Annotated in this window: 19 protein-coding genes and 3 pseudogenes; 16 read left to right on the forward strand and 6 right to left on the reverse strand. The window is 61.3% G+C overall.

What is annotated here, in order from left to right:
• Window positions 1–50: 50 nt before the first annotated feature.
• From J2J99_RS25385 to J2J99_RS25395, 3 genes are all read left to right on the forward strand, one after another.
• On the forward strand, window positions 51–2,273 hold the full coding sequence (locus J2J99_RS25385) for an ABC transporter permease (protein ID WP_168301642.1): 2,223 nt from the start codon (window positions 51–53) through the stop codon (window positions 2,271–2,273).
• Window positions 2,270–3,346, forward strand: coding sequence for an ABC transporter ATP-binding protein (locus J2J99_RS25390; RefSeq protein WP_168301643.1), 1,077 nt, complete (start codon window positions 2,270–2,272; stop codon window positions 3,344–3,346). Before J2J99_RS25385 ends, J2J99_RS25390 begins: the two co-directional genes overlap by 4 nt.
• A 67-nt stretch (window positions 3,347–3,413) precedes the next feature.
• Window positions 3,414–4,208 carry an inositol monophosphatase family protein gene (locus J2J99_RS25395; RefSeq protein ID WP_205919202.1) on the forward strand — a complete coding sequence of 265 codons (795 nt, stop codon included), beginning with the start codon at window positions 3,414–3,416 and terminating at the stop codon, window positions 4,206–4,208.
• Window positions 4,209–4,482: 274 nt separating this feature from the next.
• Here J2J99_RS25395 and J2J99_RS25400 read toward each other — a convergent pair whose 3' ends face one another.
• Entirely contained in the window at window positions 4,483–5,376 is an 894-nt protein-coding gene (locus J2J99_RS25400; RefSeq protein ID WP_168301654.1) for a LysR substrate-binding domain-containing protein, read from the reverse strand.
• 465 nt (window positions 5,377–5,841) lie between these two features.
• Here J2J99_RS25400 and J2J99_RS25405 point away from each other — a divergent pair, with 465 nt between their 5' ends.
• From J2J99_RS25405 to J2J99_RS25440, 8 genes and pseudogenes are all read left to right on the forward strand, one after another.
• Window positions 5,842–6,819 carry an ABC transporter substrate-binding protein gene (locus tag J2J99_RS25405; RefSeq protein WP_425526071.1) on the forward strand — a complete coding sequence of 326 codons (978 nt, stop codon included), beginning with the start codon at window positions 5,842–5,844 and terminating at the stop codon, window positions 6,817–6,819.
• Window positions 6,820–6,908: 89 nt separating this feature from the next.
• A complete protein-coding gene (locus tag J2J99_RS25410) occupies window positions 6,909–7,982 on the forward strand; it encodes an ABC transporter ATP-binding protein (protein ID WP_168301645.1) in 1,074 nt (357 codons plus the stop codon).
• Window positions 7,979–9,148: an ABC transporter permease gene (locus tag J2J99_RS25415; RefSeq protein ID WP_168301646.1), complete on the forward strand. Its 1,170-nt coding sequence runs from the start codon at window positions 7,979–7,981 to the stop codon at window positions 9,146–9,148. The genes J2J99_RS25410 and J2J99_RS25415 overlap by 4 nt, the downstream gene beginning before the upstream one ends.
• A 1-nt stretch (window position 9,149) precedes the next feature.
• Entirely contained in the window at window positions 9,150–9,935 is a 786-nt protein-coding gene (locus J2J99_RS25420; RefSeq protein ID WP_168301647.1) for an ABC transporter permease, read from the forward strand.
• Window positions 9,936–10,032: 97 nt separating this feature from the next.
• Window positions 10,033–11,261 (forward strand): annotated as a pseudogene (locus J2J99_RS25425) (4-aminobutyrate--2-oxoglutarate transaminase).
• A 40-nt stretch (window positions 11,262–11,301) separates the two neighbouring features.
• Window positions 11,302–12,783 (forward strand): NAD-dependent succinate-semialdehyde dehydrogenase, encoded by a 1,482-nt coding sequence (locus J2J99_RS25430; RefSeq protein WP_207600989.1) that lies wholly within the window; start codon window positions 11,302–11,304, stop codon window positions 12,781–12,783.
• Window positions 12,784–12,956: 173 nt separating this feature from the next.
• The gene (locus J2J99_RS25435) at window positions 12,957–13,409 is read left to right on the forward strand and encodes a nuclear transport factor 2 family protein (protein ID WP_168302480.1); all 453 of its coding nucleotides are present in this window, start codon (window positions 12,957–12,959) and stop codon (window positions 13,407–13,409) included.
• 168 nt (window positions 13,410–13,577) lie between these two features.
• The gene (locus J2J99_RS25440; RefSeq protein ID WP_207600990.1) at window positions 13,578–14,948 is read left to right on the forward strand and encodes an aspartate aminotransferase family protein; all 1,371 of its coding nucleotides are present in this window, start codon (window positions 13,578–13,580) and stop codon (window positions 14,946–14,948) included.
• A gap of 73 nt (window positions 14,949–15,021) precedes the next feature.
• On the opposite strand, the gene J2J99_RS25445 is transcribed toward J2J99_RS25440, so the two are convergent.
• Window positions 15,022–15,180 carry an MbcA/ParS/Xre antitoxin family protein gene (locus J2J99_RS25445; protein ID WP_168302477.1) on the reverse strand — a complete coding sequence of 53 codons (159 nt, stop codon included), beginning with the start codon at window positions 15,178–15,180 and terminating at the stop codon, window positions 15,022–15,024.
• 454 nt (window positions 15,181–15,634) lie between these two features.
• Window positions 15,635–15,847 (reverse strand): NYN domain-containing protein, encoded by a 213-nt coding sequence (locus tag J2J99_RS25450; RefSeq protein WP_168302476.1) that lies wholly within the window; start codon window positions 15,845–15,847, stop codon window positions 15,635–15,637.
• 94 nt (window positions 15,848–15,941) lie between these two features.
• On the opposite strand from J2J99_RS25450, the gene J2J99_RS25455 reads away from it, so the two are divergent.
• The 5 genes and pseudogenes from J2J99_RS25455 to J2J99_RS25475 all read left to right on the forward strand — a co-directional run bounded on the left by J2J99_RS25455 (window position 15,942) and on the right by J2J99_RS25475 (window position 20,086).
• Window positions 15,942–17,312, forward strand: a complete 1,371-nt coding sequence (locus J2J99_RS25455) for an IS1182 family transposase (protein ID WP_168302470.1) — start codon at window positions 15,942–15,944, stop codon at window positions 17,310–17,312.
• Window positions 17,313–17,734: 422 nt separating this feature from the next.
• Window positions 17,735–18,322 (forward strand): annotated as a pseudogene (locus J2J99_RS25460) (hypothetical protein).
• A 125-nt stretch (window positions 18,323–18,447) separates the two neighbouring features.
• Complete coding sequence (locus tag J2J99_RS25465) at window positions 18,448–18,693, forward strand: type II toxin-antitoxin system VapB family antitoxin (protein ID WP_168302415.1); 246 nt, start codon at window positions 18,448–18,450, stop codon at window positions 18,691–18,693.
• Window positions 18,693–19,097 carry a type II toxin-antitoxin system VapC family toxin gene (locus J2J99_RS25470; RefSeq protein ID WP_168302416.1) on the forward strand — a complete coding sequence of 135 codons (405 nt, stop codon included), beginning with the start codon at window positions 18,693–18,695 and terminating at the stop codon, window positions 19,095–19,097. Before J2J99_RS25465 ends, J2J99_RS25470 begins: the two co-directional genes overlap by 1 nt.
• Before the next feature lie 203 nt (window positions 19,098–19,300).
• Window positions 19,301–20,086 carry an ArdC family protein gene (locus J2J99_RS25475; protein WP_168302417.1) on the forward strand — a complete coding sequence of 262 codons (786 nt, stop codon included), beginning with the start codon at window positions 19,301–19,303 and terminating at the stop codon, window positions 20,084–20,086.
• On the opposite strand, the pseudogene J2J99_RS25480 reads toward J2J99_RS25475, so the two are convergent.
• The 3 genes and pseudogenes from J2J99_RS25480 to J2J99_RS34625 all read right to left on the reverse strand — a co-directional run bounded on the left by J2J99_RS25480 (window position 20,013) and on the right by J2J99_RS34625 (window position 22,170).
• A pseudogene (locus tag J2J99_RS25480) lies at window positions 20,013–21,006 on the reverse strand (tyrosine-type recombinase/integrase). The gene J2J99_RS25475 and the pseudogene J2J99_RS25480 overlap by 74 nt on opposite strands.
• Window positions 20,993–21,940: a tyrosine-type recombinase/integrase gene (locus J2J99_RS25485; protein ID WP_168302418.1), complete on the reverse strand. Its 948-nt coding sequence runs from the start codon at window positions 21,938–21,940 to the stop codon at window positions 20,993–20,995. Before J2J99_RS25485 ends, J2J99_RS25480 begins: the two are co-directional and overlap by 14 nt.
• Entirely contained in the window at window positions 21,937–22,170 is a 234-nt protein-coding gene (locus J2J99_RS34625) for a tyrosine-type recombinase/integrase (protein WP_246735484.1), read from the reverse strand. The genes J2J99_RS25485 and J2J99_RS34625 overlap by 4 nt, the downstream gene beginning before the upstream one ends.
• Window positions 22,171–22,183 lie beyond the last annotated feature (13 nt).

A 22,183-nucleotide genomic window follows, 5' to 3' on the forward strand; every position in this document is an offset into this window, starting at 1 on the left:
TGCCTCAACGGGCGCCGCCTTCCAAAACTCAAAAGACAGCGAGGTCAGCCATGAGACATGGCAATCGCAGGCTGGACGTGGTCCTGATCCTGGGCGCGGTCGCATTGACCCTGTTGCCCTGGTATCGGATCGAGGGCGGCCTCTTCGGGCTCGGTTGGCTGGCCGGTTTCCCTATTTCTCCGGAGGCCGCCCCCGGCCTCGTGCAGATATTCGCCCATGGCCGGCTATGGCTTGCCGCTGCGCTCGTGCTCCTTCTCCTGGCGGTCGCGGCTCGCGGCATGGCGGACCCGATGCGACGCGGCGCCGTGCTGGCCTGGACCGGCGCGATCGGCGTTCTCTTCCTCTCGCTCCAAGGCCTCGCCATCGGCTTTTCCGGCTGGAACTGGACGGTGAGCGACACGCTTTTCGGCCCGCTCTCGAACGGCCAGCCCGCCATGGGGGCGGGGGCAGTGCTCTCTTCCATCACCTTCGTGCTGCTCTTCGCCTTCGGCCTTGCCGAGCGCGGCGTGATGAAGGGCGATGCGTTCGTCGTCAGCGCAATCGCGCTGCTGGTCTTCCTCGTCGCCGTCTTCGTCTTCTACCCGATCGGCAGCATGTTCGTCGGATCGGTGCAGGATTTCGACGGCTCGTTCAATGCGGATAACTTCATCCGCAACATTCAGGATCCGAGCATCTGGAGCCTCAACTGTGTGATCGGCGCCGGCCGCTGCGGCGTCGCCTGGCGCACGCTGTGGCTGGCCATCATGACTGGCCTCGGCTCGACCCTGCTCGGCCTTGCCTTCGCGCTCGTCGCCACCCGCACCCGCTTTCCCTTCAAGAAGGGCCTGCGGCTGCTGACGATCCTGCCGATTATCACGCCGCCCTTCGTCATCGGTCTGGCGCTGACGCTGCTCTTCGGCCGCGCCGGTGTCGTCACGCAGGGGCTGTCGCAACTGTTCGGCCTAGAGCCCGGCCGCTGGCTCTACGGCCTTACCGGCATCTGGATCGCGCAGGTGCTGTCCTTCACGCCGATCTCCTTCCTCGTGCTGATCGGCGTCGTCGAAGGCGTCAGCCCATCGATGGAGGAGGCCTCCACGACACTGCGCGCCGACCGTTGGCGCACTTTCCGGCGGGTGTCGCTGCCGCTGATGAAGCCCGGCCTCGCCAACGCCTTCCTCATCGGCTTCATCGAAAGCATGGCCGATTTCGGCAACCCGCTGGTGCTCGGCGGCAGCCATGGCGTGCTCTCGACGGAAATCTTCTTCGCCGTCGTCGGCTCGCAGAACGACCCCTCGCGCGCCGCCGTGCTCGCCATGGTGCTGCTCGCCTTCACGCTCTCCGCCTTCCTCGCCCAGCGCGTCTGGCTGTCGGGCAAGAACTTTGCCACCGTCACCGGCAAGGGCGACAGCGGATCGCATATCGCCCTGCCGCGCGGGCTGTCGATCGGCGTTCACGCCCTCGTCATCCCGTGGATCCTCTTCACCCTCGTCATCTACGGCATGATCCTGATCGGCGGCTTCGTGAAGACCTGGGGCCTCGACAATTCGCTGACGCTCGATCACTACGCCAAGGCCTTCTCGATCAGTTTCGAAAACGGGATCGCCTGGACGGGCGTCGCCTGGAACTCGTTCTGGACAACGATGGAGATCGCGCTGATCTCCGCCCCGCTGACCGCCGCTGTCGGTCTGCTCACCGCATATATCATCGTGCGCCAGAAATTCGCCGGCAAGAATGCTTTCGAATTCGCACTGATGATGAGCTTTGCCATTCCCGGCACGGTCATCGGCGTCAGCTACATCATGGCCTTCAACCTGTCGCCACTCGAGATGACCGGTTCGGCGCTGATCCTGATCGCTTGCTTCGTCTTCCGCAATATGCCGGTCGGCGTGCGCGGCGGCATTGCGGCGATGAGCCAGCTCGACAAGAGCCTGGACGAAGCATCGCTGACCCTCCGGGCCAACAGTTTCCGCACGATCCGCAAGGTCATCCTGCCGCTCCTGCGTCCTGCCATCACTGCCGCGCTCGTCTATTCGTTCGTGCGTGCCATCACCTCCATCAGCGCCGTCATCTTCCTCGTCAGCGCCGAGTACAACATGGCGACCTCCTACATCGTCGGCCTCGTCGAGAATGGCGAATACGGCGTGGCGATCGCCTATTCCTCCATGCTGATCGTCGTGATGATCACCGTCATCGCCGGCGTCCAGCTCATCGTGGGCGAACGGCGCCTGCGCCGTGAAAACCGTGTCGCCGGCCTCGCCACCTCCGCTTCCTCTCGTCAGGAGAAAATCGCATGATCAACCAGAAAGCCGGTTCCGTCGTCTTCCAGAACGTGCGCAAGACGTTTGGCGCCTTCACAGCCATTGCCGATCTGTCGCTCACCATCGAGCCTGGCACGCTCGTCACCCTGCTTGGCCCCTCCGGCTGCGGCAAGACGACGACGCTGCGCATGCTTGCCGGCCTCGAACATCCTTCGGCCGGAAAAATCCTGATCGGCGGCAAGGACGTCACCATGCTGCCGGCCAATGAACGCGATGTCTCGATGGTCTTCCAGTCCTATGCGCTTTTTCCGCATATGAATGCGCGCGACAATGTCGCCTATGGCCTGGAATCCTCCGGCCTCGGCCGCGGGCAATCGCGTGAGAAGGCGGAAGAGGGGCTGGCGCTCGTCGGCCTTGCCGGCATGGGCCATCGCCTTCCGGCCGAGCTCTCCGGTGGCCAGCAGCAGCGCGTTGCCGTCGCCCGCGCGCTGGTGCTGGAGCCGCAGGTGCTGCTGCTCGACGAGCCGCTCTCCAACCTCGACGCGCGCCTGCGCCGCAAGGTGCGCACCGATATCCGCCAGCTCCAGCAGCGTCTGGGCTTCACGGCCGTCTATGTCACCCACGATCAGGACGAGGCGCTTGCAGTGTCCGATCGCATCATCATCATGAAGGATGGCGAAATCGCCCAGTCCGGCGCCCCGCGTGATCTCTATGAATCGCCGGCTTCCGCCTTCATCGCTGATTTCATGGGGGAGGCGAACGTTATCCCCTGCGAAGTGGTCGGCATCGATGGCGCTGAAGCTGAAATCCGTATTGGTGGTTCCAAGCACCGCGTGCCTGCCGGTCGGGCGACGCCGGGTGCGGCAAGCCTTGCCGTTCGTCCCGGCGCCATCGCGCTTTCCGAGGGACGTGGGCAAGGGCTTGCCGGCCGTATCCTGCATTCGGCCTATCTCGGAGATCATGTCGAGTACGAGGTCGAAACCGACGTCGGCACGCTCTTCATCGTCGACCACGCCGTCGACCGCATCCTGCCGGCCGCCGCCGACGCGACGCTCGGCTTTCGAAGCCGCGGCATCGCCCTTATCAGCGGGTCGGCCTCTAATATCTGAAAATTCGGGCGGTGCGGGCCGCTCAACTCCCGCACCGACGACTGCCATTGCAAGGGGTACCAGCATTATGTTGCAAGAGACCGAACTTGATACACGCTTCGCTTTCGCCAAAGCGGTGGCACAGGAGGCGGGCGCCATGGCGCTCGACTATTTCAACAGGCGCGAAACGCTCGTGATCGAAACGAAGCGGGATCTGCAGGATGTCGTGTCCATTGCCGACCGTAACGTCGAGACGTTCATCCGCAGGCGCGTGGCGGAAGCTTTTGGGGCAGACGGATTTCTCGGCGAGGAATACGGGTATCAGGAAGGGCAGTCGGCATTGACATGGGTAGTCGATCCGATCGACGGAACGGCGCCCTTCGTCAATGGCATGCCGACGTGGTGTGTGTCGATTGCGGTCCTGCACCGCGGTGTACCGGTGATCGGCGTCATCCATGTTCCATGCGCTGATGAACTCTACGCAGCGGCAGCGGGCATGGGTGCGAGCCTGAACGGCAAGAATCTCAGCCTCGACCCGTCAAGGACTTTGCAGAATGCGATGACGGGCATCGGCTGCAATACCTATGTCACCCCGGAACGGGTAGGCGCGATTGTCGCCGCCGTGCTTGGCAAGGGTGGGAATTTTATCCGCAATGGCTCCGGTGCCCTGATGCTCGCCTATGTGGCCGCTGGCCGGCTTGTTGGCTATTACGAGCCTCATATGCGTGCCTGGGATTGCATGGCCGGCTACTGCCTCGTCAGGGAGGCAGGTGGAACTCATCTAACCTTCCCGGCTGAAGGCGAAGCTTTGCTAAAGGGCCATCCGGTGCTGGCGAGCAATCAGACAGTCTATGCTGATTTGCTGGCAATCCATACCGGCTGAACATCCCAGCGCCCCATCGGGGGTCGAGGCTCCGGCGACTGCGCTCCCATTCAGACGTATTCTCGGAGACCCTTGATTTTCATCACGACGGAGCCGATCGCCAAAATTTCTGTGTGAATGCCGGTTGCCGAACGTCCTTTATGTCACCGGGAGCGAAAATAGCTGGGTGAATAGTTCGAATCCGTTCAACTGCAAGGATCTCATCGCAAGTGGCCACCGCTCCTCTACGTGCGCATTCCGCGTTTTTTAACGGCTGAACAGGGGCCGACGTGCTTTAATCCACGGCGTCTCCACCAGGCGAATGACCTCCCGTCGTTGCGGTTATCGCCTGCTGTATCCACGTTCTGAAACGAGCCTGTGTCACCTCGTTCCAGCGCTCGCGCGCTCCGACAAAATAATAGCCGCCGAGGCGGACATCGGTTTCAAGCAGTTCGACGAGCCGGCCTGCGCGTAGATCGTCTGCCGCGATCAATCGCGTGGCCAAGGCGACTCCCTGGCCCGTGACGGCCGCGTCCACCGTGAGATTTGCTGACCACAATCGCGGACCGTTCAATAAAACCTCATGTTCGAAACCGGCTTTGCGGAACCACTGTCGCCATTGATCGCGGCTTTCCTCGTGGATGAGAGGCTGGCGAACCAAATCGTCAAGGGTCCGGACGGGCGCATTTCTGCTGATCCAATCGGGGCTCGCAACCGGGAACATCCGAGGCCTTTCCAGCAGGATCCAGCGGACGTTTCCTCTTGGTTCCTCCGAATAGCGGATGTCGACATCGGCCTCGTAGCGGCTGAAATCCGGCTCGAGGTCGGTGGCACGCATGACGAAGTCGATGCCGGGCAAAGCGAGCTGAAGCTGGTTGAAGCGCGGCGTCAGCCAGCGCGTTGCGAGGCCGGGGACGCACCAGACGCGCAAGACCGTGCGACTGATGGCGGGCCGCAGTTCAGCGGTCGATTTAGCGATAAGGTCGAAAGCCGTTCCCACAGTTTCTGCAAAAAGCCTGCCTTCCACCGTCAGCCTGATGCCGCGCGGGCCGGCATCGACAAGCCGCGTGCCCAGCCAGGCTTCAAGGTTTCGGACATGCCGGGATATGACCGTATGGCTGAGGTTGAGATCATCGGCGGCCTTGCGCATCGAGCCCAATCGACTGACCGCTTCGAAGGCGCGGACCATGGACAAGGGCGGCAAACGCCCACGTGGCGGATCGCCATCAAGCTCGGTTGCTTCTGCTTTCCCTCTGCGCAAGCGTATCCCCCAATGAAATGGGCTGTGATTGAACCGAAGTCAGACTGCTGTGCACCGCCCGTTATGCCACAAAAACTCGAACGGCCTGTGTCATGAAGAGTGGCGCACCGTGGTGCATACAATGCACCACTATTTCCTCGAATGGAATTCGGCTTTTTTGAGCCCAAGCACGTGGATTCCCGACGGAGCCGGTTTGAAGACTGGCAATGGCTGGTCTCGCGTGGTGCATCCAATGTCCCACCGCGGGCAAGAAAAAGCGCCTTCTCGCTGCCCGGGACATAGGTCAGCATTGCCGCATCACTAACAAACAGGGGAAAAAGAATGAACCTCAACAAAACCTCGACGATCGCAGCTCTGGGCCTGTTGTCGCTGACGCTTGCCGACGGACCTGGCATGGCCAGGGATCTCACCGTGGCGTCCTGGGGCGGGAATTTTCAGGATGCCCAGCGGGAGATCTACTTCAAGCCCTTCTCTCAACAGACCGGCAAGCCGCTGCTGGATGAGGGGTGGGATGGCGGCATCGGTGTTCTCCAGGCCAAGGTCAAGGCAGGCAGCCCTTCCTGGGATGTCGTGGAGGTCGAAGCCGATGAACTGGCACTCGGCTGTGCCGACGGGCTTTTCGAAAAGGTGGACTGGAATAGGCTTGGCGGCAAGGATGCTTTTCTGCCTTCGGCCGTCAATGATTGTGGCGTCGGCGCCATCGTCTGGTCGACCGCAATCGCCTATGACGGCGCCAAGATTGCCGATGGTCCCAAGTCGTGGGCCGATTTTTGGGACGTGCAGAAATTTCCAGGCAAGCGCGCCCTTCGCAAGGGGCCGAAATACACGCTCGAGTTCGCGCTGATGGCCGACGGCGTTCCGGCTGACAAGGTTTACGACGTCCTGGCGACGCCGGAGGGCGTGGATCGTGCCTTCGCCAAACTCGATGGCCTCAAGCCGAACCTCGTCTGGTGGACGTCGGGCGCTCAGCCGCTGCAACTGCTTGCTTCCGGTGAAGTGGCCATGACCAGCGCCTATAACGGCCGCATTACCGGCATCAACCGTTCCGAGGGCAGGGCGTTCAAGGTCGTCTGGCCCGGCAGCATCTACGCGGTGGACAGCTGGGTCGTCCTGAAGGGTGCTGAAAACAAGGACGCGGCTTTCGACTTCATCGCCTTCGCCAGCAAGCCGGAAAGCCAGGCGAAACTGCCGCAATATATCGCCTACGGCCTCACGAACAGGGTAGCGGACAAGAACCTGCCACCGGACCAGCTCGCAGACCTGCCGACTGCGACCGCCAACATGGCCGGAGCACTGAGCCTCGATACGGACTTCTGGATCGACAATTCGGAAGCTCTGACAAAGAGGTTCGACGCCTGGCTGGCGCAATAGCAGAGCTATTTCCTCGCCCACGGATTGCTCCAAGAAGCAATCCGTGGGTCTCCGCATTTAAGAAACGACCATCCGAACGGAGGGCCATCATGGCTACCCCGCGCATACGCTTTGACAGAATCTCCAAATCCTTCGGTACATTTCAGGTCGTCAAGGACCTGTCGCTCGATATCGGCAAGGGCGAATTCGTCAGCCTTCTGGGACCCTCGGGCTCGGGCAAAACGACGTTGCTGATGATGCTTGCAGGATTTGAAAATCCGACCAGCGGCGGCATCTTTCTCGATGATCACCGTATCGACCACCTGCCGCCACACCGGCGCGAAATGGGCGTCGTCTTCCAGAATTACGCTCTCTTTCCCCACATGTCGATCGCCGACAACATCGCCTTTCCGCTCAAAATGCGCGGCGTCGGACGCAGCGAGATCGAGGATCGGGTGATGCGCGCGCTCGACATGGTGCAACTGTCGGCAATGAGCGGCCGAAAGCCGGCCCAGCTTTCCGGCGGTCAGCAGCAGCGTGTGGCACTTGCCCGCGCGCTGGTATTCGAGCCCACCGTGGTGCTGATGGACGAGCCGCTCGGGGCGCTCGACAAGCACCTGCGCGAACAGATGCAGCTCGACATCCGCGACCTTCACAAACGCTTGGAACTGACCGTGGTATTCGTAACCCACGATCAGTCCGAGGCGCTTACCATGTCGGACCGGATTGCGGTCTTCAACCATGGCAAAATCGAACAGATCGGTTCACCGCGTGAGATCTATGACCGTCCGCGAACGCGTGTCGTCGCCGAATTCATAGGCGAAACCAACCTGATAGAAGGAACGGTGAAGGCAACGGATCCGACCGGGACGGCAGTCGAGATCGTCGACGGGCGGCACGTGGTCGTATCAGGCGGCGGCTCCCTCTCTGTCGGAAGCCGCGTCCATATTTCTGTCCGTCCCGAGCGGATTTCTCTGGCGGCACGGGGACAGGGTTCGCCAGCCAATGCCCTGCCGACAAAGATACTCGACAGCGTATACCAGGGCGATCATCTACGGGTGCAGCTCGACGAGGATGCCTTCCGCTTCGTGGTTCGAACCGACAGGCGATCGGCGGAGTGGCCACCGGGGTCCGACGTGATGGCGCATTTCTCGCCGGACGACTGCTGGGTGATTGCCGCATGAGCGCTTTCCGTCAACGTCTCGGCACCTTTGCTCTCGTGCTTCCGCTCGCCTTGTTTCTGAGTGTCTTCTTTATCTGGCCGCTCCTGACTGTGCTCGGTCAAGCGGTGTCGGATCCGGTCGTGAGCCAAAACCTGCCGCTCACAACAGCCGCTATTTCCAGCTGGGACCGTATCTCCGCGCCTTCGGACACCATTCACACTGCGCTTGTCGATGATCTGAAATCGATCAAGGACGACCAAAACCTAGGCGAGGTAGTGAGACGGTTGAACAGTGCCCAGCCAGGCTTCCGCACTCTGATGAGGAAGACCATAACGGCTGTGAGAGATGGCACGCCGCCGTTCGTCCTTGAAGAGGTCGATCCACGATGGAACGACATAGCGTTTTGGCGGGCAATCGCCGAAGCCATCAGCCCCTATACCGATCGCAATCTTCTTGCTGCCATCGATCTTCAACATGATGCCGCAGGGGCGATCGTGGCCATGCCGGCCGAGGAGTCGGCCAATCGGGCAATTCTCCTGAGAACCTTCGCTGTGGCTGCTGTCGTGACCTTGGCGACTTGCGTCATCGGGTTGCCATACGCGATGCTGGCGGCGGCCTCGAACGGCTGGCGACGCCAGCTTCTCCTGGCCGCAGTGCTTCTGCCGCTGTGGACGTCGCTTCTGGTGCGCACCGCAGCCTGGTATATTCTTCTTCAGGATAAAGGCCTCATCAACTCGGTGCTGATGTCGCTCGGCCTCGTCAGCGGTCCCTTGCCGCTGCTCTTCAACAGGACAGGTGTCATCATCGCCATGACGCATGTGTTGCTGCCTTTCATGGTCCTGCCGATCTACAGCGTTCTCATCGCCATCCCGCGAAACCTCATGCCGGCGGCCGCTTCCCTCGGTGCAAGGCCGATCAGAGCCTTCCTGCATATTCTGCTGCCTTTGACGCTACGAGGTATCGCCTCCGGCGGCCTGCTCGTTTTCATGGCGGCGCTCGGCTACTACATCACGCCCGCGCTTATCGGCGGGCCGAAGGACCAGATGATCAGTTCGGTCATTGCCTTCTACGCCACAGGCTCCGCCAATTGGGGCATGGCGGGGGCACTGGGCATTGTGCTGCTCGCCGTCACGATCGTGCTTTACGGCATCTATGGGCGGCTTTCCATGAAGACGACAAGGGCATGAGATGATGGCGCGGCTATTCAAATTCGCGTTCGGCGCGGCAGCGGTCGTTTTTCTGCTGGCTCCCCTTTTGGCGATCCTTCCGATCGCATTTACCTCCAGCAGCTTCCTAGCCTATCCCATTCCGGCCTTCTCGACCCGCTGGTTTGCAGAGCTTGCAAATACCGAGGCCTGGCGGCGATCCATTGTCAACAGCTTGCTGATCGGCACGGGAACCACCCTGCTGTCGACGGTGCTCGGCATGTTGGCGGCGCTCGCATTGCGCAGGCGCATCGTCTTCGGTTCGGCATTGCGAACGATCTTCCTCCTGCCCATGGTCGTTCCGGCAGTCGTACTCGGCGTCGGCCTGCAGATCCTGTTTGCCCGGCTCGGATTTGCGCACACTTTTGCAGCCGTCATCGTGGCGCACACCGTTGTCGCCGTGCCCTTTGTGCTGGTCAGCATCACCGCATCGCTCGAAGGTATCGACTATCGGGTCGAGCGCGCGGCGGCGAGCCTGGGCGCTTCGCCCCGGCGGGTTTTCTGGAAAATAACGCTTCCGCTCGCTGTGCCGGGGGTGCTGTCGGGCGCAGTGCTTGCCTTTGCCACATCGCTGGACGAGGTCGTGCTGACCCTTTTTGTTGCCGGACCGAACCAGCTGACACTCGCGCGTCAGATGTTCTCCTCGATCCGCGAAAACATCAGCCCGGCAATCGTCGCTGCCGCATTCCTGTTCATCGTGGGAACGGTCCTTCTTGGCGGCATGCTGGCGGCCCTACACAGGCGGGCCCGTCTGGTGACCGCAGGCTGAGATCTCGATCGCCTTCGGGGACGATCTCAAACTGCGGAATGGCAGATAACGCTACCAAGGCAAAAACACGTAAGCAAATGAACATCAGGAGGATATCGTGAGCGCCACCTTGCTTACCGACCGGAAGAATGCCGCGATTTCGCGCGGTGTCGGCATGACCACCCAGATCTATGCGGACCGCGCAGAGAATGCCGAAATCTGCGACAAGGAGGGCCGCCGCTATATCGATTTCGCCACCGGCATCGCCGTGCTCAACACCGGTCACCGCCATCCCAGGGTTATCGCAGCCGTCAAGGAGCAACTCGACCACTTTACCCACACCTGCCATCAGGTCGTGCCCTACGAGAACTACGTCAGCCTCGGTTGAACGCGCTGTTGCCCGACAATTTCCAGAAGAAGACGCTCTTCGTCACCACTGGCGCCGAGGCGGTCGAGAATGCCGTCAAGATTGCCCGCGCCGCCACCGGCCGCTCGGCCGTCATCGCCTTCAGCGGCGGTTTCCATGGCCGCACCTTCATGGGCATGGCGCTAACCGGCAAGGTCGTGCCTTATAAGATCGGCTTCGGCGCGATGGCCGGCGACGTGTTCCATGTTCCTTTCCCGGTCGAACTTCACGGCGTCTCCGTCGACCAATCGCTTGCAGCGCTGAAGAAACTCTTCGCCGCCGATGTCGATCCGCAGCGCGTCGCCGCCATTATCCTCGAGCCGGTGCAGGGCGAAGGCGGCTTCTATCCGGCGCCCGTAGCCTTCATGAAAGCACTGCGCGAACTCTGCGACCAGCACGGCATCCTCTTGATCGCTGACGAGGTGCAGACCGGTTTTGCCCGCACCGGCCGGATGTTCGCGATGGATCATCACGAGGTGGCCGCCGACCTGACGACGATGGCGAAAAGCCTTGCCGGCGGCTTCCCGCTCGCCGCAGTCACCGGCCGCTCCGAAGTCATGGACGCGCCAGGACCGGGCGGGCTCGGCGGCACATACGGCGGCAATCCGCTCGGCATCGCAGCCGCCCATGCCGTCCTCGACGTCATCGCGGACGAAGACCTCTGCAGTCGCGCCAACCAGCTCGGCGGACGGCTGAAGCAGCGGCTTGAATCCTTGCGTGAAAAGGTGCCGGAGACTGCCGATATTCGCGGACCCGGCTTCATGAACGCCGTCGAATTCAATGACCGGACGACGGGATTGCCGAGTGCTGACTTCGCCAACAAGGTGCGGCTCACAGCGCTCGACAAGGGGCTGATCCTGCTCACCATTCAGGACGAGGTCTTTGGCGAGGCGCTCGACATTCTCGAGACGTCAATGCTGGAAGCGAGCACGGGCAAGTGACCGCATCGGAACCGCACTCAATTCCCAATGAGGATATGACATGGCTTTCACCACTGCACTGACAAAGCACGTTCCTTTCTCTTCGCCGTTCCTGCGCGCCGCCGGCTATATCAACGGCGTCTGGACCTCAGGCAATGCCACTGGGACTTTCGACGTGCTCAACCCGGCAACCGGCGAACTGCTTGCTTCGCTGCCCGACATGGGGGCAACCGAGACGCGGGCGGCGATCGATGCGGCCCATGCCGCCCAGCCGGCCTGGGCTGCCCGCCCGGCCAAGGAGCGCAGCGCCCTCCTGCGCAAATGGTTCGACCTGATGGTCGCCAATGCCGACGAACTCGCCGCGATCCTGACCGCCGAAATGGGCAAGCCCTTCCCCGAAGCGCGCGGAGAGATCCTGTATGCCGCGTCCTATGTCGAATGGTATGCGGAAGAGGCCAAGCGCATTTACGGCGAGACGATCCCGGCACCTTCCGATGACAAGCGGATGATCGTCATCAAGCAGCCGGTCGGCGTCGTCGGCACGATCACGCCGTGGAATTTCCCGGCGGCTATGATTGCCCGCAAGATCGCGCCGGCGCTGGCCGTCGGCTGCACGGTCGTGTCGAAGCCCGCCGAACAGACGCCGCTGACGGCAATCGCGCTCGCCGTGCTCGCCGAGCAGGCCGGTATTCCGGCCGGCGTCTTCAATCTCATCGTCGGTATCGACGGACCGGCAATCGGCCGCGAGCTCTGCGGCAACAACAAGGTGCGCAAGATAAGCTTCACCGGTTCGACGGAAGTCGGCCGTATCCTGATGCGGCAGTGCGCCGACCAGATCAAGAAGGTCAGCCTGGAGCTCGGCGGCAACGCGCCCTTCATCGTCTTCGACGATGCCGATCTCGACGCCGCCGTCGAAGGCGCGATCGCTTCGAAATACCGCAATGCCGGCCAGACCTGCGTTTGCGCCAACCGCCTCTACATCCAGTCGGGCGTCTATGACGCCTTTGCGGCCAAGCTTGCCGCCAGGGTCGCCGCAATGCCGGTCGGCGACGGCTTCACGGCGGGTGTCGAGATCGGGCCGCTGATCGACGAACAGGGCCTTGCCAAGGTGGAAGATCATGTCGGCGACGCGCTTGCCAAAGGCGCCAAGGTGCTGACCGGCGGCAAGCGCATCGACGGTGCCGGCACCTTCTTTGCGCCGACGGTGCTGACCGGCGTGACCCGCGGCATGACGGTGGCGCGCGAGGAAACCTTCGGACCGGTGGCGCCGCTCTTCCGCTTCGAGACCGCCGAGGATGTCATCGCTGAGGCCAATGACACGGAATTCGGTCTTGCCGCCTATTTCTACGCCGGCGACCTGAAGAAGGTCTGGCGGGTGGCGGAAGCGCTGGAATACGGCATGGTCGGCATCAATACCGGCCTGATGTCGTCAGAGACGGCGCCGTTCGGCGGCATCAAGCAATCCGGACTCGGCCGCGAGGGCTCGCGCCACGGCGCCGACGATTATCTCGAGATGAAATATCTCTGCATCGGCGGCGTCTGATCGGGGGCGTGTTTGTTGGGCCCCCCATGACGCGCTGAGCCGGCTGATTAAGGCACGTATACCGCACATCTCACTCCGCTTTCTGCTCGCCGTTGTGCCAATCGCGCCCGCCCGATGATGGCGGGCTGATGTCGGCTATTCACTTCCGAGTGGTGACGTGAGGACACCACCGAATGGGAGATAAAACGCCTGCACAAATCCAGACGAACGGGGCAACATTCAACGGCATCACTGGGAGGAAAGCAATGTCTGACACTGACGATCATGCTGCCATTTCGGCCTGTATCGCCACTTATCTGGACGGTTTGTACGAAGGGGACGCTGACAAGATCGCGTCGGTCTTTCAACCGACCAGCGAGCTGACGTACGAAGAGCTTGGCGCCGTCCGTATCATTCCGCGCGACGAATGGCTGCAAGCCGTCAGGGATCGCCAGTCTCCTCTTGCTCAGCGATTGCCGCGTCATGATCAGGTGCTGCAAATGGACCAGTCGGCGCCCGGAACGGCGTTCGTCAAACTGAAGTGCGCCGTTCCGCCACGTTACTTCACTGACTATCTGTCGTTGCTGAAAATAGAGGGGCAATGGCAGATCGTTCAGAAGGTTTATGCCATAGAAGGAGGAACATGATGCCCTGTCATGACTCGGCCGATAATGCAGGCTGACGCTGCTTCCGTCCGTGACGGAGCCAGCCTCAGCGAAGGCGGCTCTACATCTCGCAAAAACCAAATACAGCCTCGCAAGCCGCAGGCCTGGCGAGAACGTGCGCACTATACCTTATTCCGTCGGAGACCTCACATGTCCAATTTCACCCGCGCGCTCCATGCTGGCGACATCGCCTTTCATCTCCACAGCTACACCAACGCCAGAGCGCATGAGGAAGCTGGCCCGCTGGCCATCGAGCGCGGCGAGGGGGTGTTCGTCTACGACACTGATGGGCGCCGCTACATCGAAGCGATGGCGGGGCTCTGGAGCGTCGCGCTCGGCTTCGACGAGCCTCGGCTCGTCGAGGCAGCGATCGAGCAGATGCGCAAGCTGCCCTTCTATCACACCTTCACCCACAAGACGCATCAGCCAGCCATCGAGCTTGCCGAGAAGCTCATCTCGCTGGCACCGGTACCGATGAGCAAGGTCCATTTCACCAATTCCGGATCGGAAGCCAACGACACCGTGGTGAAGATGGTGCGCTACTACAACAACGCCCGCGACCTGCCGCGAAAGAAAAAAATCATATCCCGTATCGGCGCTTATCACGGCGTCACCGTGGCCGCCGCAAGCCTGACCGGCCTGCCGAACAACCATCGCGCTTTCGACCTGCCATTGCCGAACATCCTCCATACGCTCTGCCCGCATTACTATCGGTTTGCGGAAGCAGGAGAAACGGAAACCGCCTTTATTGATCGGCTTGCCCGAGAGTTCGAAGCCCTGATCGAACGCGAAGGACCAGACACAGTGGCCGCATTTATCGGCGAGCCAGTCATGGCGGCGGGTGGAGTGATCGTTCCGCCGACCGGTTACTGGAGCAGAATCCAGGAGATCTGCCGAAGATACGATATCCTCCTGGTGGCCGATGAGGTCGTCTGCGGGTTCGGGCGAACCGGCTCCATGTTCGGCTGTACCACGTTTGGCATCGAACCGGACATTATGGTGCTTTCCAAGCAACTGTCGTCGTCCTATCAGCCGCTTGCCGCCGTGCTCATCAATGACAAGGTCTATCAGCAGGTAGCCAGCCAAAGTGCTGCTATCGGCACGTTCGGACACGGTTTCACAGCGAGCGGCCATCCCGTGGCAACGGCGGTGGCACTTGAAAATATCAGGCTGATCGAAGAACGCGGTCTGGTGGAGAATGCAAAGAGGATGGGGAAGCGGCTGCTCTCGGGCCTCTCGCGCTATGCCGATCACTCCCTCGTTGGTGAAATCCGCGGGATCGGCTTTATTGCGGCGGTCGAACTCGTGGCGGACAAGTCAACGAAGGCGCGCTTCGATCCCGCCGGCCGCGTCGGAGCATATTTCAACGCCTGCTGCCAGTCTCATGGGATGATTGTCCGCAACATCGGCGACAGCATCGCTTTTTGTCCGCCGTTGATCGCAAAGGAGGGCCATGTTGATCAAATTCTCGATTGCTTTAGCAAGGCGCTGGAAGACACGGATCGGTGGACGCGCAGTTAAGTCGGTTTGCGGGCCAGGACGAGGGATACCCCAAAAGGTCCCCACCTCTCATACTCCCTTCCCACCCGCCAAGTCAGGAGTCCGAGGACGGATCGTCTTGATCATCGGCCTTGTCTAGCTGCTCGCGGATATACGCTTCGATGTAATCGAAGACCTCGACCGCGCCGGTATCGGTCTCGATCAGATCGATCGGGCGACGCCCACCGAGATGGACGTTCTCCTTACCGCCCACTTCAGGACTTCGCCTTCAGTGCTCAGCACCGGGCGTGCCATCTCCAGCATTTTCGCGAGGCGACGCGGTTTCGCATACCATGAATGCGGCTTGACGCTGGCCGCGTCGACGGCCGGGGACGACATCCGGCAATTGCGCCCCCCGCAGTTCATCCTTCGCAATATGTCGCCTCACCCAATGCGCCAGCTTCGCAAGCGACACGTTTGCCTCGTGTTCAAGATCTCCGCCGGCGCCGACCTTTCGTGTCGGGATCACCAGGCCGCGGACGATATGCGGGCAACGGGCCTGCAACATCTCCAGCGCCAGGGTGAGGCGCCTATCGTTGGTGACAAGCACCGACTGATCGACGTCGCCGCTGAGTCCCGTAATCGCCCACCACGATGGAGAGCCTGCCGTCGCAATGCGTCGTCAAGGCGTAATAGTATTGGGCCCGGGAAGACACTGAGTCCTCGCCCTAGCGCACTTTCGATGATCTTGGCCGTGAAATACTTGATCGCGCAGTTCGGATGTAGAGGTCGGCATCCGGTGTCGGCCGGTAGAGGATCGTCGGCAGGATTTGCGTTTCGAAAAGGCACAGAACGTCCAGCCATTTGAACGCGGTCTTGCGGTGGCAGCCATAATAGAGATTGTAGCCGTCGATATAGACGCGGGTTCGCAACGCCGGCACTCCTGCCTCCAAAACATAAAAAAGCCGGCTTGCGCCGGCTTCAGACTGCTGACAAACCCCTGGCGATGCCGGGGGTTTTGTGATTCATTGGGACATGTTGAAGAAACCCTCTGCCGAACAGACGGCGATCGAGATGGTGACGCTCGATAGCCTAGTGCCGAAGGATCACCTGCTTCGCAAGATTGATCAGGTGATCGACTTTTCCTTCATTCATGATCGTGTGGCTTTGCTTTACTGCCCGGACAACGGCCGGCCAGCGCTTGATCCGACCTTGATGTTCAAGGCCTTGTTCATCGGTTATTTGTTCGGCATCCGCTCCGAGCGTCAGCTGGTGCGCGAGATCGAGGTCAACGTCGCCTATCGCTGGTTCCTGCGGTTGAAGCTGGCAGATGGCGTGTTCGACGCCTCGACGCTGAGCCAGAACCGGCGTCGGCGCTTCAGCGACACATCGGTGGCCCAGGATATCTTCGACCATATCGTCGAACAGGCGATCGCCCACAAGCTGGTAGACGGCACGGTGCTTTATACCGACTCGACGCATCTGAAGGCCAATGCCAACAAGGGCAAGTACGATCTTGCCATGATCGAGAAGTCGCGTGCCGACTATTGGGCCGATCTCGACCGGGCGATCGAGGCTGAGCGGGCGCTGCATGGGCAGAAGCCGTTGACGGAGAAGGAGCGCGAGCCGCAGGTGAAGCAGACCAAGGTCAGCCGTACCGACCCCCAGGCCGGCTACATGGTGCGCGACGGCAAGCCGAAGGGCTTCTTCTATCTCGATCACCGCACGGTGGACGGCAAGCTCGCCATCATCACCGACACGCATGTGACGCCGGCCAATGTGCATGACAGTATCGTCTATCTCGATCGGCTGGACCGGCAGCGGCATCGCTTCGACTTCGATGTGAAGGCGGTCGGGCTCGATGCCGGCTATGCCACATCCGGCATCGCCAAGGGTCTTGAAGATCGCACTATTCTCGGCGTCACCGGCTACCGCAATCCGACGCCGCCCAAGGCCGGCATGATGCGCAAGTCGAAATTCGACTATGAGCCCGAGACAGACGGCTACCGCTGCCCCGAAGGTCAGCTCTTGACCTATGCCACCACCGACCGCAACGGCTACAAACACTACACATCCGATCCGGCCATCTGCTGTTCCTGCCCGTTGCTGGCGTCGTGCACCAGCAACAGCAAGGCCGTCCGCACCATCACCCGTCATGTCTGGCAAGACGCCCGGGAGCGCACCGACGCTCATCGCCTGACGCCCTGGGGCAAGGCGATCTACAAGCGCCGCAAGGAGACAGTCGAGCGCTCCTTCGCCGATGCCAAGCAGCTTCACGGGCACCGCTATGCGCGCTTTCGAAGTCTGACCCGCGTCGCTTGTCAGTGCCTGCTGGCCGCCGCAGCCCAAAACATCAAGAAGATCGCAATGGCGCTCACCAAAGCACCCAAACCAGCCATGGCATGAGGGCCACAGGCCGCCACCTCCGCTCCGCAGCCGCACCCAATTCGAAGCAGCCAACTCCAAAATAAAACCCGCCGAAAAATATCGACGGGTTTGTCAGCTGTCTGAAGCCGGCTTGCGCCGGCTTTTTACCCCAACCGCACGGAGCCCATGTCTCTCAGGATGCTGGGTTAGTTGTTAGCTCACAACATCGTGTCGAATGGTTCTCTCGTCAACCGACATTGACGGCCACATTGCGCGTCGAAACCGGCGCTTTTGCGTGATTTGACCCAAACTAGGCACTTGTTGGCAGATCCGCAACGGAATCGCGGAGACCGCCGTCTCCGGACCTTGAAGCGTCCGTCTTCCGCCGGTTCGGGGCGACCGCATCGAAGGGCAAATCGGCACGGGGCCGGAGCCGCTTCGAGGTTGGAAAGGAAGAAACCATGGCAAAGCCCGCTACCTCCCCTCGTCAATCCGCCCGCGTCGTGGCCCTCCGAAAAGGCGCAACCCTCGAAATGGTCCGGCTCACATGCCCGGACAGCGCCCAGGCGCTGAAAATCGCCGAGAGCTTCGGAACCGCGATCGTCGACAGCGACGGCATCCGCGACCTCCATGAGCGGCTCATCTCCGGTACGGCCGATGCTCTGAGCGACGGCCTCGGCGAAAAGGCCATGCAGATCCACCTGCAGCGGATCGTCGGCGCCTTCGTCGGTTCCGCCCACGGTGCAGGCCAGTTCTACAGCCGGGCCGTTACCGAGGCACGCGATGCCACAGCCAAGGCCGCCAACGACAGCCGCGACGAGGACCTCGACGGTCCTGTCGGCTACGACAGTGCTGCCCAGCGCAAGCGCGAGTTTGCAGCCGACATGGGAGTGCAGGCACACGCGCTCAGGATGGCTGCCGAGGGCGCCGTTGCAGCCTACAAGCAAATCGTCGGTGAGACCTAGAAGCCCTTCGATCGGCCCGTCGAAAACTCAGGTCACTCGCTGGATCGCAAGGCGGCCGAAGCACAGATGTCCGCCTTCGACTAAGCGCTTTCCGGCGGGGCTTAGGCCCCGCCTTATTCGGTGGCGAGAAGCACGCGTGCCGACGGCCTTGGAAAAGACCGCACAATAATCTACATTATCTTCGAAAATTATCTACATGGAGACGACCCATGCCGATCAACGTCAACAATCCGGAAGCGGACGCGCTGACGCGCAAGTTCGCCGAAATGGCCGGCGTCGGGATTACCGACGCCATCGTCATTGCCATGCGGGAGGCGATCGAGCGTCGCAATCGCGCGGAGACGCCATTACAGACGGCGGCGCGGCTGCGGGAAAAGCATGGGGTCGCGATGAGCGAGGACATCCGCAAGCCTCTACCTCGTGAAGCATTCGATGAGATGTGGGATGACGCCTGATGTTCGTCGATGCCTGCGCGATCATCGCGCTTCTCTCTGATGAACCGGAAGCGGCGCGCGTCTCAGACGCTGTTGCTTCCGCCAGACATCCGTTCACATCTCCGGTCGCAATTCTCGAAACCGTCCTCGGTCTTGCACGGCCCGACAAGTTCAACCTTCCGATTTCCGCGGTCGAAACGATCGTGATGGAATTCCTCGAAGCGCGGGAAATCGAGGTTCGCGATCTGCCGCCGGCAAACGAGACGACGCGGCTCGCCCTTGTCGCTGCGCACCGCTATCGCAGCGGCCGCCATGATCTGAACCTCGGCGATTGCCTGCATTATGCCTGCGCCAAATTCCATGGCGTGCCGATCCTCGCCACGGCGGACGAGTTCAGGTCGACCGACCTCGAAACCATTCCTTGAAACTCGTGAAGCAGTGACGCGGGAGCGGCCGTCGCAACCCCGTCCGGCATGCGTCCTGGCGGAGCGAGGCGTTCGAGAAACGGCTTCGCCGTCCTCCACTTTCGTTCCGGCCTGCCGGTGCCCTCACCCCTTCTTGCTCCGACCCTTTGGACCGCCGTGACGGGGTCGCGATCGGCGCGATCTCCTGGAAATGGAGGTTTGGAATGAGCAGGAAGGACGAAGGCCAACGCGCCGACATTTATACGCGGATCACTGACAAGATCATGGAGGACCTGACAAATGGCGTTCGGCCCTGGATGAAGCCATGGAACGCGGTGAACACGAACGGCCGTATCACCCGACCGCTGCGCCACAACGGCCAGCCCTATTCCGGCATGAATGTGCTGTTGCTTTGGTCGGAGGGCATGGCGCGTGGCTATTCCTCACCGATGTGGATGACATTCAAGCAGGCGCTCGAATTGGGATCGGCCGTGCGCAAGGGCGAGACCGGCGCGACGGTTGTCTTTGCGAGCCGCTTCACCAAATCCGAAACGGACGGTAACGGCGGCGAGATCGAGCGGGAAATCCCGTTCCTCAAGGCGTACACCGTTTTCAACGTCGAGCAGATCGACGGCCTTCCCGATCATTATTTTCATCGCCTGGATCCCGTCCTCGACCCGGTCGAGCGCCTTGCGCATGTGGACCGCTTCTTCCGGAACACCGGCGCGCTTATCCGCCATGGCGGAAACCAGGCGTTCTTCGCGCCTGCCGCCGACCTCATCCAGATGCCGCCGTTTGAGAGCTTCAGGGACGCGGCGAGCTACTATGCGACGCTGAGCCATGAGGCAACGCATTATGCCGTAAGCCGGATTATGCCGCATGGCCGATATAAAGGGCGAAGGCTCCTCCAAGTGTCCATGCGGCGGTTCGGCATAATCAGAGCGATTCTAGGAACGCGAGCAGTTCATCGTCGGGACGATACCGCCTCGAATGGGCTTCCGGCTTGGTGACTTGAGAGAGCGCCTTCTCCTTCAACCGCATGTCGGCGTGGATATAGATCTGGGTCGTTTCCACGGATTCGTGCCCGAGCCAAAGCGCGATCACGGATTGGTCGACGCCATGATGGAGCAGTTCCATCGCGGTGCTATGCCGCAAGGTGTGCGGTGTAACCCGTTTGCTTGCGAGGCTCGGACATGCTCGGGATGCTGTGAGGCAATGCTTGCGCACCAGGTGTTCCAACGCATCACGGCTGAGCCGCTCACCCCGGATCGAAGGGAATACGGGATTGTCGCTGTCACGGCGTTCCCCAATCCAATCCTGGATCAACTTTGCCGTATCTCGACGAAGAGGTGTACTGCGTTCTTTTTCGCCCCTTGCCGACGCAACGGATGTGAGCGCCTGTCCCAAGGAACACGTCCGTGCACCGCAGACTGATCAGCTCGGATGCTCGCAATCCGGTCTGAAGTGCAAGCAACAGCAGGGCGTGATCACGCCGCCCCACCCACGTCGTTCGATCCGGCGCCGCCAGCAACGCCGCTATTTCTTCTGCGTCGAGGAACGTCACGCTTCGCTTCACGTATCGCTTGCTTGGCATCGAGAGAATGCGCTGGCAATGGAGCAGCTTGGTCGGATCGGTCATCGCAACGTATCGGAAGAATGAGCGGATGGCGGCAAGGCGCGCGTTGCGGGTCCGTGCCGTGTTACCGCGCGCCGTCTCGACGTGGGTCAGGAAGTCGGCGACAAGATCGACGTCGAGATCTTCGATCGTCAGCTTCGTGGGCGGCTTTCCACACCGTGAACCAGCGTAACGGATCAACAACCGGAATGTATCCCGGTAGCCGGCGATGGTGTGGTGGCTTGCCTCCATCTGTGTGCAGAGCCGGTCAGTGAAGAAGCGTTGAATGAGTGCAGGGAAGCTAGTCGCCTTCATTGCTCCCCTCCGCCGCACTCGTAATCCGGGTGGAGGCCAATTCCAGCAATTCCGGGACCGCTTCCAGATACCAATAGGTATTGGCCGGGCTCTCGTGACCGAGCCAGGTCGTCAGTTTGATCATCTCACGCCCGACATCTTGGCCTGAACGATACCAGTTCAGCATCGTCCGAACCGCGAAGCTGTGGCGAAGGTCGTGGATGCGCGGCCCGCGTCCATGGCGCTGGTAATCCTGCCTCGGCCTCAAACCGATCTGCTGGCAGACCAGCGCGAAGTTATAGCGCGCGCCGCAATCGCCGAGACGGTGGCCCCTGCACGTGATAAACATGGCCTCTGACCTGCGCCCCAATAGCCGGTCCCGCTCACGCCCATAGCGTTCGAGCTGCTGAACGACCGTTAGATCCAAGGGCAACATTCGTTCCTTGCCGAGTTTCCCGAAGCGTACACGAAGGACACCGGTCTCAATATCAAGATCAGACTGGTCGAGACGCAGGGCTTCGTTAATCCGAAGCCCTGTCACGGCGATCAGGCCGAAGAGCGTCGAACAGGTTAACCCGCGCATGCCGTAAACCGATGGCAACGTCCGGGCTTGCTCGACAATCGCAAGGATTTCGGCGTCGCTGTAGATGTGTGGATGAACCCGTTGGACATGAGCGGGCACCAACCCTTGGGGCGGAACCTCGTGCCGCGGATCCATACCGTGTAGCCAAAGGGCAAATTGACGTGCCACCCGGAAGCGAGCGCCCCGTGTTCCGGCACTGGCGGCGGGGAGGCTCTCCAGCCAGCGCATGATCAATCTGGTATCGACATACTCCGCGCCATCCTTGTCGGCAAAGGCGGTGAAGCGACGCAATATGCGTTCGTCCGTACTCAGGTCGGCGCCCAGCCGTCTTCTGATGCTAAGGTAGCGGTGCTGTTCGGCAAGGAATCTCATTGTGCTGCCTCCGCGATCGGCCAAGGCTGGGCGATGGAGCGCAATCCATCCGTGTCGAGCTTCGCATAGATCATCGTCGTTGCGCGCGATCGATGTCGCAACAGATCGCCGATCTCCTTCAGCGAAGCACCGGACCGCACCAGGTTCGTCGCAAGGCTGTGACGAAGGACATGCGATCCGACATAGGGTGCCGGCGGCTTCACCCCGGTTGCCGCGAACGCTTCCCGCAAGATCGAGTTGATG

It is taken from the genome of Rhizobium binae, assembly GCF_017357225.1.
GTDB lineage: Bacteria > Pseudomonadota > Alphaproteobacteria > Rhizobiales > Rhizobiaceae > Rhizobium > Rhizobium binae.